The following is a 12,253-nucleotide window of genomic DNA, read 5'->3' on the forward strand; positions in this document are numbered from 1 at the left end:
TTATATCATCTCCATCATCAATTTGTGAGGCTGTTCAATCAGGCTCGCAAAGCGGTTCGTAAATTTAACAGCTGTCGCGCCATCAGCAACACGGTGGTCAAAGACAAATGAAAGTGTCATGATATGACCGATTACGATTTCATCATAATTATTAACGATTGGTTGTTTTTTCGTTTTGTGAAAAGCAATTAGGGCAGTTTCTGGATAGTTGATAATTGGCGTTGCACCTGTACTACCTAATGGCCCAACATTACTCACCGTAAATGTACTATTTCGCAATTCATACGGTTGTAAACTACCAGCGATTGCTCTTTCTGTTAATCCTTTGACTTCTTGGTTAATCTGTTTAATTGATTTCTTATCGACATCATGGAGTACAGGGACAATAAGTCCATTTTCTGTGTTTGTGGCAATGCCAATATGATAATTCTTCTTGAGGAGTATTCGACTATTTTCTTCATCCAGCTCAGCATTAAAAATCGGAAAATCCTTCAATGAAATAACAAGTGCTTTTATAAGAAATGCTGGAATACTCACTGATTCATCAGCTATTTTCATTTGCTCCTTCATTTCAAATAGGTTTGTCATATTAACTTCATCGAAATGAGTGACATGAGGAATAGTATAGAGTGACTTCGTCATCTTTTCTGCAATCTTTTTACGTATCCCTCTAAATGGGATTTCATCTGGGATTTCTTGAAGTACAACTTCTTGCTTCACACTCTTCACATCAGCATCATTCGTTTGCAATCCATTCAGAAATCGGTAAACATCTTCTTCTGTTATTCTCCCTGAAGGGTCAATCGGCTTTACATCCTCCAGATTTACATTGTTGTCGCGCGCAATTTTCCGTGTATATGGTGCAGCGAGTACTCGATTATAAGAAATGGGCAGAGCTTTTAAGCCTTTGTTCATCTCAACAATTGCTTTCTTCTCCATATTTTGTTTTGAATTTACTTGGTTTTTTTGTTCAGTTTGAGCAACTTCATCTGCTTCAATGTATAGTAGACATGTTCCGACCTTGACGGTTTCACCTACATCAATTCGAATTTCTTTCACAATACCTGTACAGGGCGAAGTAAGTTCAGCGACCATTTTGTCCGTTTGCACTTCGACAAGCGGCTGATCCGTCCTAACCGAATCTCCAACTTGAACTAAGTAATGGATCACTTCACCTTCCATCATTCCTTCCCCGATATCATGTAACTTTACTTCGAACATTCCATTTCCTCCTTAAAAATGAACCACTTTTTCTATTCCCTCAACTACGCGTGCGGGAGTTGGTAGATAATGTTCTTCTAATGTAAAGAATGGAACCGGTACGTCAAATCCGGTAACACGTTCAATTGGAGCTCGTAGATAAAGGAAAGCTGTATCGTTAATAAGGGACACAATATCGTTTCCTAACCCCCCAGTATTATGTGCTTCATGTATGACTACCGCTCTCGTTGTCTTTTGCACGGACTCCGCTATGATGTCACGATCCAATGGATACAATGTTCGCAGATCGATAATTTCACAACTAATCCCCTTTTTATCCACCTGTTCTGCTGCTTTTTCTGCGATTGAAATCATAGCCCCCCAAGCAATAAGTGTGACATCCTTTCCTTCACGTACTATTTTTCCTTTACCAATTTCAACGGTATATTTTCCAACAGGTATTGCTTCTTTCTTTGCGCGATAGTTTTTCATTGGCTCCAAAACGAGCACCGGATCTGGATCTTCCATTGCTGCAATCAATAATCCTTTTGCATCGTATGGATTAGAAGGACAAACAACTTTGATGCCTGGCATATGTGTAAATAAGATTTCTGTACTGTCAGAATGTATTTCAGGCGCACGAATTCCTGCTCCGTATGGTGCACGGATAACCATTGGCACTGTAAAACGCGACATGGACCGCATTCGAATTCGGGAGACATGCGTCATAATCTGTTCGTATGCGGGATAGATAAAACCGAGAAATTGAATTTCTGCAACCGGTCTAAAACCATTAACTGCAAGACCAATGGACGTACCGATAATTCCTGCTTCTGAAAGTGGAGTATCGACTACCCGGTCATCACCAAACGCTTCCTGGAGTCCTTCTGTCGCCCGGAAGACGCCGCCATTTTTACCGATATCTTCTCCGAGTATGATGGTTCGGTTATCCTCTTCTAGCATCAAACGCATAGCCTCATTGATGGCTTGAATTAATGTGAGTTGTTTTGTCGTTTCATTTTTTGGACTCGACTCTTTCATTTGTGCCATTTGTCACTGCCTCCCCAAATAATCAAGGTACGCTTCTTTTTGATCAGCAAGTTGAGCTGGCATTTCAGCATATACATGATCGAAAACGTCTTCTACGTTTGGCGGCGGGAACTTTTCCATTTCTTCCACAGCCGCCTCGACTTCACTACTCGTTTTTTCTTTCGTAGCTTGAATCCAATCTTCATTCCAATAGCCGTAATTTTTCATAAATAATTCTAATCGTATAAGAGGATCAACTATATGCTCCCCTTGTTTTTCTGGACGATATTTCGATGGATCATCCGCAGTCGTATGCGCACCCTTTCGCCACGTAACTGCTTCTATTAATGTTGGGCCATTTCCACTCCTTGCATGGTCGAAAGCCTTTTTCGTTTCAAAATAAACGGCGAAACAATCATTCCCATCAAGTCGGACACCTGGAATATCATAGGAAACAGATTTTTGTGCGATTGTTGCAGAATTCATTTGTTTTTCAATCGGAACTGAAATCGCGTATCCATTATTTTGGTTAAAGAAGACGACTGGCAATTGGAATACACTCGCAAAATTCAATCCTTCATGAAAATCCCCTTCTGAAGTTGCACCATCTCCAAAATAGGCAATGGCAATATTTTGAGTCCCTCTTTTCTTTTCAGCCCAGGCAGCTCCTGCGGCATGAGGAATTTGAGTTGCAATTGGAACAGCTGGTGGGAAAATATTTCTATTTGCGGGAGCTACACACCCTTCCACTCTGCCGTTCCAGTATAAAAATGTTCTAGCCATACCTTTTCCGAACGTGATGGTCGCACCATGATCCCGATAAGTTGGAAAAACCCAGTCAGCAGGACTTAATGCAAGTGAACTACCAACTTGAGCTGCTTCCTGCCCTTCTAGTGGTGCATACGTTCCTAGACGTCCTTGGCGTTGCAAGTTAATAGCTTTTCTATCGAATGTGCGTATTCTTAACATGTGATAATAAAGGTCATTAACCAATTGTTCATCTATCTGATCTTCAAAACTAGCGTCTACAAGAAAGCCTTGATTGTCTATGATTCTTTTCATAGGATAGTTATGTTCCATTTAACTTACCTCCAATCAGGATTGTTTGCGAATGGACCACTTTGGTTTCACGGACTCTGAGTAAAAACTATTGCGTTTCCCTCGAGTTGCTATTCTTTTCTCACACATCGCATTCGCAGATTCCTCTGTTGTTTTTCCACTACTTGTTGCATCCCTGTACACTTCCAAAACCGCATCATATATATGTTTTGTTTTAGCAAGTACTCGTTCCTTGTTAAAGCCATATAATTCATCCGCCACTTGAATTAGACCACCAGCATTCACGATATAGTCTGGTGCATATAAAATTCCTTTATCCTGCAACAACTTACCATGCCTAGCATCTAATAACTGATTGTTTGCTGAACCCACGATTGCTTTTACTTTAAACTGAGGAATTGTCGTGTCGTTAATAATCCCACCAAATGCACACGGAACGAAAATATCCGCCTTTTGCGAATAAATAGCTTCTTTTGCAACCCTTTGTACTGTACCTGTTGTTTTTACTGCTACTTCTCCAATTGCTCGCAGACTTTCCTCACTAATATCCGTTACGTAAATATGGGCACCTGCTTCCAGCAATCCAACTGCAACTTTAAATCCAACTTTTCCTAGACCTTGAATGGCATAAACATGTGGACCTAATGCATCGTTTCCATAGAGCAACTGATTGGTCGCTTTAATACCGTTAAGAACTCCTGCAGCAGTTGGTATCGATGAATCACCACCACCTCCATAAGCTTCTGGAAGACCATTAACGAAGTTCGTTTCTTTCATCGCATGAATGAAATCATCCATCGTCGTTCCCATATCTGTCCCTGTATAAAAGCGGCCACCTAGTGAGTTCACAAATTGACCGAATGCACGAAATAGTTCAGGAGATTTTTCCGTTTTAGGATCACCGATAATAACTGCTTTTCCACCCCCGAAATCGACATCAGCAGCGGCGCACTTATATGTCATTCCTTTTGAAAGTCGAAGAACATCCTCTAATGCCTCTCCCACACTGCTATAAGGTTGCATGCGACATCCACCGAGTGCCGGTCCAAGCGTTGTATCATGAATGGCAATAATTGCTCGTAAACCTGTAGAAGGGTCATTGCAAAAAACGACTTGCTCATGCTCACTCATTTGTTCAAAAAGTTCAAATTCCTTCGTCATAGACATTTTCTCTGCTAGCATTTAGAGATTTCCCCCTTTAAATCTACATTATCTCTTTTTTGGATGAGGCTTCTTTCAGTCTCATCGCAATTTTTTCCTTTGGTAATATGACTTGTGTCACTTCTCCTATTCCGATAATCCCCAAGTGATTTTCTGCGGTGACTTTTGTAATAACTTTATTGCCCCGAAGCTCCAGTAAGATTGCAGTTAAGATAACCTTGCATCCGAGTGGAGCTGCTGCAAGATGCTTCAGCTGAACGGATGCACCCATTCCTTCTTCTTGGTCTTCCAAAAATGGAAGAATGATTTTTCGAGAAACCCATTCCATATGATAGGTCATTGCGACTGTTGAATAGACCGGATGTACGACTACACCCTCAAATGAAGCAAACATATCCTCTGTCACAGTTATCTCGATTATTTCTTGTCTGCCAACGTCCAATCCTCGTATCATTAACTATCACCTACTTCATGTATATTTTAAGTAACTCAACTGAATGCTTAAAATAGTTAAAAGCTTATATTGAAAACGCTTACAAATTAAAAACAAATATAAGACCGTATTAATAAGTTTGTACTTACGACCGGTCTACGAAATTCTGTTATTGTAACTGTTAATTTACAACTATCATATATGATAGAGTATATTATTTCAAGTACTTATCTGAATTTTTGTTATAATCTGAATCCCATTAACAAAGCGTTTCTGATCACCCTTTCTTTCAATAAATTCTGACATTTTAGAGAACTATTATTGCAATCATATATTAATTGATATACAATCTGTTTACTATGAAAAATAATATGAATAAACGCCAATATGCTTATAAAGTCATTCGCACCAGAATTGTAGACGGTACTTATTCCCCTGGCCAAAGGATAATCATCAATCAAATTGCAAAGGAGGTAGGCTCTAGTCATATACCGGTTAGAGAAGCCATCCATCAATTAGAGTCCGATCAACTAATTGAATTTAAACCTAATGTAGGAGCAATTGTTCGAGGTATTGATAACGAACTTTACATGGAAACGATGCATGTTTTAGCATTATTAGAAGGTCATGCAACGGCACTTAGTGCACCGCTTATTACAACCAACGGAATAAAGACGTTGGAAAACATTAATAACGAAATGAAAGAGATGCTAGAAAACTATGAATTGGATAAATTGGGAGCCTTAAATAGAGAATTTCACTTCCAAATCTATTCCTATTGTCCGAACAATTTATTGAAAAAAAATATTCGGGAAACGTGGAATCGGTTAGATATTGTTAGACAAGCAGGTTTCACTTTCTATCCAAAGCGTACGCCTCAATCAATAGAGGAACACTCTACTCTTATTAAACTATTGAAAGAACGCGCAGATAGCTCGGAAATCGAAGAATATGCACGTAAACATAAACTAATTACACTTGAAGCATTTAAAGAGCGAAATTAATTTCTCAAAACGAACGCCGCACTAACAATTAGGTCGGCGTTTTTTTAGTGGGCTCTGTTAAATGATTATATTGTTGCCTGCCGAAAGTCCGCTCGCTTACAGCGGACGTGCTGTCAGGTGAGAAACTAGTAGTTTGTATTTTTCTAAATTCCCTCACAGACTTGTTCAGTTGATCTTCTGCTACTTCCATCATATTATCGAGTAAATCTTTTACAGATGGGATGTCTTCAATTAAACCTGAGATTTGCCCGCTATTGATAAAGCCATTTTCCATATCGCCTTCAATTGCACCTTTAACATGGTGTTTTTCTGAAGTCATTTCACTGTATTGATCTATCGTCATTCCCGATTTTTCTAAATCAGTTAGCTTCTTTGCATAGGATGTCTTTAATATACGCCTCAATCTCCCTACGCTACGTCCTATAAGTAATGTATCTGTATCACTTGCTCTGACAAGATTCTGTTTGTATGTGTCATGGAATGGAGCTTCCTTTGTCGCAATCAAGCGAGTACCAATCTGTACACCACATGCCCCTAACATAAGTGCAGCTGCCAACCCTTTACCATCACCAATTCCACCCGCTGCGATTACTGGTACTTTTACATGTTTCACAAGTTGTGGTATTAGCGTGAATGTCGTCAGTTCCAGAGTAGAATTAATTCCAGCTGCTTCGAATCCTTCTGCCACTAGAATATCCGCTCCAGCTGCTTCCGCTTTCTGAGCATGCTTGACGGATGCGACAAGCGCTATAACTGTGACACCATGTTCATGCAGTTTAGGGATATATGGCGCCGGATTACCTGCTGATAACGAAACAACGGAAACGTTATGCTTAATAACAAGATCAATCAGTTCATTCGCATAAGGTGAGACGCTAATTGCAATGTTAATCGCAAAATGTTTATCGGTTAGCTTTTTCGTTTCAGCTATTATCTTCTCCACTTCATTTGGCGTCATTGTTCCGCACCCTATTGTGCCAAGCCCACCAGCTTCTGATACAGCCGCAGTAAGCTGTGCATTGCTAATATTGCCCATTCCACCTTGAATTATTGGATATTTAATTTGTAGCTTTTCACAAACATATATCATTTTTCATCCCCCCATATTAAAATATGTTATATTACTATTAGTAGAAATACAATTATGAAAATTCTAAAAGTGGAGGGAAAATTAATGATTATTACGTATAAAGAGAAAACACCCGTGCTGGAACCATCCGTATTTATTGCTCCCGGGGCTAAAATTATCGGGGAGGTCTTAATTGGAGAAGAATCCACTATTTGGTTTAATGCAGTACTGCGGGGAGATGAAGGATCGATTACGATTGGAAAAAGATGTAGTATTCAAGACAATTCGACCATTCATTTATATGAGGATGCTCCAGTTGTAATGGAAGATGAAGTTACGATTGGTCATAATGTGATCTTACACGGTTGTAAAATTGGTAAACGATCCATTGTTGGAATGGGCTCTACCATTCTAGATCATGCTGAAATTGGAGAAGAGTGTATTATCGGTGCTAACACATTAATTCCACCTGGAAAGAAAATACCCCCCCGTTCACTTGTCGTCGGTTCACCCGGTAAAGTAGTAAGGGAACTAACTGACAAGGATCTGGAACTTATTCAGTTATCCATTGATACGTATGTTCAAAAAGGATACGATTATCGTGAGATTCTTCAAGATAAGAAAGATAACAACGGGTAACCTGCTCTCTTTTCTTGGATAAAAACCAGAAAAAGAACCCAATTTTCTCGTTGGAATTGGGTTCTATTAATAATTAGATATTCAAGAGCTAACTGGATAAAAAAACAAGTTGCCTAATGAATAATTATATTTTTGCTTTAGTCTTTAAGAAGCGGATGATTACCAGCATCATACGCCTTGTCTTTTCTACGCATGTCATTATCTTCTTGGAATACGTCCTCGAAAAAATAGCTTGCTGATGGTGCAAGTAATTTATAGTATTGCTCGAATAAAAGAGCGGCGTGGTTCCCACTCCATATTTCTGGTAGCAGTTCTTTCGGTAGACCAGGATCCATAAAAAGAAATTTGCGGTATTCATGCACCAGATTTGTCCTTTCCACAAAACACTCTGCGTCTGTCATTTTTCCATCGTTCATCAAACTTTGATGGATAATAAATTGGTTGCTATAAGTCGAAATAAATTCTTTATATTTTCCTTCTATCTCCTGAAGTGGCCAACTTTTTTCAACAAGTGCTCTGTTTGTTTGCGGTCCTTTATACTCGGATACAAAGAAATCAACGTAAGTTTGAATGTCATATTTTTTTATAAGAAATTCTACTTCTTTTTCAAGATTGTTCGGTGAAATCCAGCACCCATTTGAAAAACTGCCGAATCCGCTCCATAATAGCTCTTTTCGAAGTTCATCCCGAATTTGCCTTTTTTCTTCCGGAATCGTATACATTAGCATGCGCCATTTCCCGTCCCAATCGTTAGGCATCAATTTAAAAATCCGAATTGCTGCTTCTTCCATCCGAGCTTCTCCACGTGTCGTTAGATAGTAATAGCTCTTATTGCCTTTCTTCTCAGATTCTAACCAACCTTGTTTCATCATCCTTGAAATGGCTACTCGAACCGATTGTTCATGGTGGCCAAATTCCTTCAATAATCGGATCAAGCTACCAATCCATATTTTATTGCCGTAATGGCGGATGTAATCACCATATATAGTAAATATCATAGATTGTGTATTCGACATATTAACTCACTCTTTCCTTTTTCCCCTAACTACCAATATAACATGTTTCTACAATTCTTTCATTAATATGTTATAGGGAAATAAACGCAACAAGCTAATCAGAGCGAAAGAAGGAGTCCAGTGGCGATCCAAGGCATATGAATTAACAATTTTTAATCATTCGCTGAGAAAGGAAAACATATCTTCTACGGACAGGGGTTTAATAGATCCCTGTCCGTAATCCCGCTTTATTTTTACAGTCCGAACGGATTTATTGGACGACTGCCATAGTAAGATAAAATGCTTTTCGTTTCGGAGTAGAGATCAAGTGTTTCGATGCATAGCTCGCGTCCGAATCCGGATTGCTTATATCCACCAAACGGTGTTCCTGGAAATGCTGAAAACGGACAGTTGACCATAACAATTCCTGCTTGGATTTGATTTGCAACACGTGTAGCACGTGCTCCATCTTTTGACCAAATAGCGGAACCTAATCCGAACTCTGTATCGTTCGCAACACGTATTGCTTCTTTTTCATCTTTAAACTTCATCACAACGACAACTGGGCCAAAAATTTCTTCTTTCACCACTGGCATATCGTGATGTACGTTAGCAATAATAGTCGGTTCATACCAGAAACCATTTTCATATCCATCTGGTTTCGCAACATTACCACCAACAAGAATTTCTGCGCCTTCTTTGCGAGCAGATTCGACATAACCATCGATTGTATCTAGCTGACCTTGGTCAATAATTGCTCCGACATGTGTTCCTTTATCAAATGGATTTCCTAACTGTAATTTTTTCGTTTTTTCCACAAACTTGCTCATGAATTCATCATAAATATCTTCATGAATGTACAATCGAGATCGAGCTTCACACGATTGACCTGAGTTGTAAAAAATGCCAAACAAAGAACCATCTACTGCGGCGTCAATATCTGCATCTTCAAATACTAGACTTGGAGATTTTCCACCAAGCTCAAGCGTGACACGCTTTAACGTTTGAGATGCTTTTCCCATGATGTCTTTTCCGATTGGCGTTGAGCCAGTAAATGCTACTTTATCAACTAGCGGATGCTCCACTAATAAATTTCCGATTTCAGCCCCTGAACCTGGTATAACATTTACCACGCCCGCTGGAACACCTGCTTCCAAGCAAATTTCTCCTAGGATAATAGCAGTTAACGGAGTAAGCGATGCCGGTTTCACAATAACTGAACAACCAACAGCAATAGCAGGTGCCACTTTCCAAGCAGCCATCATAAGTGGGTAATTCCACGGAATGATTTGTGCGCAAACCCCTACTGGCTCTTTCTCCGTATAGTTGTGAAATTGACCTGGGACATTGTTTACTGTACCTCTATGTCCAACGATTGCTCCAGCATAAAACTCAAAGTCTTCAATTGCTTGAGAAACTTGACCTTGTGCTGCATGAAGAGATTTACCTGTATCGAGAATTTCCAATTCTACGAGCTCTTTAAAACGAGCGCGCATGATTGCAGCAATTTTGTTAAGTACCTGCGCACGGCGACCAACCGGATACAATTTCCACTTACCGTTATCAAATGCATGTCGAGCTGCCGCTACAGCATTTTCAGCGTCTTCTTTTGATGCTTTTGCCACTTCTGCTACAAGTTCACCTGTTGCTGGATTGTATGTTTTAATTGTTTCACCTGTACTGCTTTTAACTTTTTCACCATTAATAATTAAATGATAAAAGTCACGTTTCATCGCTTCTTGTTCGATTTCATTTTCGCCAATTGTTGTCATGTTCTCTACTCTCCCTATTGTCCTGAAAAAACAGGTTTTCTTTTTTCCATAAAAGCCTGGACACCTTCGCGGTGATCCTTTGTTAAACTAGCAATTCGCTGACCTTGTGCTTCTAGCTCCAGATAATCTTCAAACGAAAGATCTATTAGTGCATTTAACGAGCGCTTAGTTAAGCCTATCGCTTTTGTCGGCAAGGCAGCAAGACGTTCGGCAAAAGCGGAAACGTCTTGTTCCCATGATTCCAATGGAATGAGTCTGTTCGCTAGCCCCATTGCCACTGCATCAGTAGCCTGAACTTTTTCTCCAAGAATAGATAGCTCCACAGCTTTAGACTGACCAACTAACTGAGTTAAATAATATAGGTTACCTGAATCTGGAATGAGGCCGACATGGATGAATGCGTTCAAAAAACTGGCACGTTCCGAAACAAGTCTGAAATCACAAGCAAGTGCTAAGCTGAATCCTGCTCCAGCCGCTACCCCATTTACGGCTGCGACAATGGGCTTTTCACATAGTCTAATTTGCTTAATCATCGGTCCATATTGATCTCTTAATACTTGACCTAGATCCATATTTTCATCGACTTCTGCTAAATCTTGGCCAGAACAAAATGCCCTTCCTTCACCTGTAATGACAATACAACGAACTTGGTCATCAAAAGTAGCTGCTTTAACTGCATCTTTCACTTCCCGGTTCATTTGTGCGATAAACGCATTTAATTTATCTGGTCTATTAAAATAAAGCCATGCAATGCCATCTTTAACGTGATATCGAATCGTTTCAAACATGTAATTACCTCCTTACTTTCCTTGATAATTCGGCTTTCTTTTTTCGACAAATGCATTCATCCCCTCTTTTTGATCTTGTGAAGCGAAAAGTAGGTAGAAGTTTTTTCGTTCATATTGCATTCCTTCATACAAGGGATAGTCTACCGCTTTGTTTACCGAATCCTTGATGAGGCGCAAGGATAGAGGCGGCTGTTTTGCAAGACGCTCTGCAAACTTCAACGTTTCTTCCATTATTAATTCGGGCGCAACGATTTTATTGATGACTCCATGTTTAAGAGCGGTTTCTGCAGAAATTCGTTCTCCTGTCCATAACCATTCAATGGCTTTCTTACGGCCAACAAGTTTCGTCAGCCGTTGTGTACCTCCTGCGCCCGGCATGACACCAAGGCCTACTTCTGGAAATGAAAACTCCGTACCGCTTGCAGCGATTAATAAATCACAGCTTAGTGCAAGCTCAAATCCCCCTCCGAAAACAAACCCATTTACTGCACCGATTATCGGTTTTTTAATGAGTGCAAAACGGTCCCAATCAGCAAATTGATTCAGCATTTCTAAGCTAATTGGATGGTCATTCATCATTTCATCAATATCAGCTCCTGCTGAAAATGCACGTCCTTTACCGGCAAGGACTATCACACGAACGTTTTCATCTCGGTCATATCCTTCCATCGCAAAGACGATTTCATGGACCATTTTTCGATTCAATGAATTTAACTGACGAGGCCGATTTAGTTCAATTACCGCTACATTTCCAGTCAGGAAAGTTTCAATGAATTCAAAATTGTTCATTATGCTTCCTCACCGATCATTAATGTGACAAGATCACCTGCAAATCCCATCAGATCTTTCCCTGAAGCTTTACCTTCAGGTGAACGTAAGCCTTGCTGCAATGCTTCTAAATTGTCATAGTGCATCTCACAAGTAAGATAGTATTTTCCTTCTCCCCCCATCGGAGATCCTGTCACTTTGGTCACTTTCATTTCACGAAGTCCAGGTATTTTTGCTGTAAGTGGTGCATGCACGTTGAAATAATGTTGATCAAAAGCCTCTTTATTTTCAGGGTGTTTGTATAATGCGATTAATTTAGCCATTTCTCTTCTCCTC

General features: G+C 39.8%; 13 protein-coding genes. 2 read left to right on the forward strand and 11 right to left on the reverse strand.

Going from position 1 to position 12,253, the window contains the following annotated elements; all coding sequences use genetic code 11:
- From ACIQYS_RS03740 to ACIQYS_RS03760, 5 genes are read right to left on the reverse strand one after another with little or no spacing between them, the layout of a single operon-like run.
- Positions 1–1,221, reverse strand: coding sequence for a dihydrolipoamide acetyltransferase family protein (locus ACIQYS_RS03740; protein ID WP_402975125.1), 1,221 nt, complete (start codon positions 1,219–1,221; stop codon positions 1–3).
- Positions 1,222–1,233: 12 nt separating this feature from the next.
- The gene (locus tag ACIQYS_RS03745; protein ID WP_402975128.1) at positions 1,234–2,250 is read right to left on the reverse strand and encodes an alpha-ketoacid dehydrogenase subunit beta; all 1,017 of its coding nucleotides are present in this window, start codon (positions 2,248–2,250) and stop codon (positions 1,234–1,236) included.
- A gap of 3 nt (positions 2,251–2,253) precedes the next feature.
- Positions 2,254–3,309, reverse strand: a complete 1,056-nt coding sequence (gene pdhA / locus ACIQYS_RS03750) for a pyruvate dehydrogenase (acetyl-transferring) E1 component subunit alpha (RefSeq protein WP_402975131.1) — start codon at positions 3,307–3,309, stop codon at positions 2,254–2,256.
- Between the two features lie 15 nt (positions 3,310–3,324).
- Positions 3,325–4,470: a Leu/Phe/Val dehydrogenase gene (locus tag ACIQYS_RS03755; protein ID WP_402975134.1), complete on the reverse strand. Its 1,146-nt coding sequence runs from the start codon at positions 4,468–4,470 to the stop codon at positions 3,325–3,327.
- Between the two features lie 22 nt (positions 4,471–4,492).
- Positions 4,493–4,903 carry a thioesterase family protein gene (locus ACIQYS_RS03760; RefSeq protein WP_402975137.1) on the reverse strand — a complete coding sequence of 137 codons (411 nt, stop codon included), beginning with the start codon at positions 4,901–4,903 and terminating at the stop codon, positions 4,493–4,495.
- A gap of 350 nt (positions 4,904–5,253) precedes the next feature.
- Between ACIQYS_RS03760 and ACIQYS_RS03765 the strand changes: the two genes are divergently transcribed.
- Positions 5,254–5,886, forward strand: coding sequence for a GntR family transcriptional regulator (locus ACIQYS_RS03765; RefSeq protein ID WP_402975140.1), 633 nt, complete (start codon positions 5,254–5,256; stop codon positions 5,884–5,886).
- A gap of 28 nt (positions 5,887–5,914) precedes the next feature.
- Here ACIQYS_RS03765 and ACIQYS_RS03770 read toward each other — a convergent pair whose 3' ends face one another.
- Complete coding sequence (locus ACIQYS_RS03770; protein ID WP_402975143.1) at positions 5,915–6,976, reverse strand: NAD(P)H-dependent flavin oxidoreductase; 1,062 nt, start codon at positions 6,974–6,976, stop codon at positions 5,915–5,917.
- Positions 6,977–7,060: 84 nt separating this feature from the next.
- Here ACIQYS_RS03770 and ACIQYS_RS03775 point away from each other — a divergent pair, with 84 nt between their 5' ends.
- Positions 7,061–7,594: a gamma carbonic anhydrase family protein gene (locus ACIQYS_RS03775; protein WP_402975146.1), complete on the forward strand. Its 534-nt coding sequence runs from the start codon at positions 7,061–7,063 to the stop codon at positions 7,592–7,594.
- A gap of 137 nt (positions 7,595–7,731) precedes the next feature.
- Here ACIQYS_RS03775 and paaX read toward each other — a convergent pair whose 3' ends face one another.
- From paaX to ACIQYS_RS03800, 5 genes are all read right to left on the reverse strand, one after another.
- Positions 7,732–8,610, reverse strand: a complete 879-nt coding sequence (paaX, locus tag ACIQYS_RS03780; RefSeq protein WP_402975149.1) for a phenylacetic acid degradation operon negative regulatory protein PaaX — start codon at positions 8,608–8,610, stop codon at positions 7,732–7,734.
- Between the two features lie 233 nt (positions 8,611–8,843).
- Entirely contained in the window at positions 8,844–10,361 is a 1,518-nt protein-coding gene (locus ACIQYS_RS03785) for an aldehyde dehydrogenase family protein (protein WP_402975152.1), read from the reverse strand.
- A gap of 14 nt (positions 10,362–10,375) precedes the next feature.
- Complete coding sequence (locus tag ACIQYS_RS03790) at positions 10,376–11,149, reverse strand: enoyl-CoA hydratase-related protein (RefSeq protein ID WP_402975155.1); 774 nt, start codon at positions 11,147–11,149, stop codon at positions 10,376–10,378.
- A 12-nt stretch (positions 11,150–11,161) separates the two neighbouring features.
- Positions 11,162–11,938 (reverse strand): enoyl-CoA hydratase/isomerase family protein, encoded by a 777-nt coding sequence (locus ACIQYS_RS03795; RefSeq protein WP_402975158.1) that lies wholly within the window; start codon positions 11,936–11,938, stop codon positions 11,162–11,164.
- Positions 11,938–12,240 (reverse strand): EthD family reductase, encoded by a 303-nt coding sequence (locus tag ACIQYS_RS03800; protein ID WP_402975161.1) that lies wholly within the window; start codon positions 12,238–12,240, stop codon positions 11,938–11,940. The genes ACIQYS_RS03795 and ACIQYS_RS03800 overlap by 1 nt, the downstream gene beginning before the upstream one ends.
- Between the last annotated feature and the right edge of the window lie 13 nt (positions 12,241–12,253).

The organism is Psychrobacillus sp. NPDC096426 (genome assembly GCF_044762745.1).
Lineage (GTDB): Bacteria > Bacillota > Bacilli > Bacillales_A > Planococcaceae > Psychrobacillus.